The organism is Pseudomonas sp. 2822-17, from assembly GCF_002742485.1.
GTDB lineage: Bacteria > Pseudomonadota > Gammaproteobacteria > Pseudomonadales > Pseudomonadaceae > Aquipseudomonas > Aquipseudomonas cyclaminis.
In genome coordinates, this window is record NZ_LJRZ01000022.1 from 1 (window position 1) to 229 (window position 229).

Below are 229 nucleotides of genomic sequence, written 5' to 3' on the forward strand. Positions count from 1 at the left end.
GGGGAGACATCATTTCAGAAGCTATCAAGGATTAAATCACTTTTGCAATAATGATAGATTATATAAAAAATGAATGGGAGGAATTTGAAATGAGTAAATCAGAGAATTTTGAAACACAAAATTTAGAAACATTATTATTACATGGGGGACAGACACCAGATCCTACAACTGGTGCAAGAGCAGTACCAATCTACCAAACGACATCTTATGTTTTTGACGACACTAGTCA

Annotated in this window: 1 protein-coding gene; it reads left to right on the forward strand. The window is 34.1% G+C overall.

Features of this window, described 5'->3' with window-relative positions; translation table 11 throughout:
• Positions 1 to 89: 89 nt before the first annotated feature.
• On the forward strand, positions 90 to 229 hold a 140-nt coding region (locus AOA60_RS00075; protein WP_178075289.1), incomplete at its 3' end, for a PLP-dependent transferase.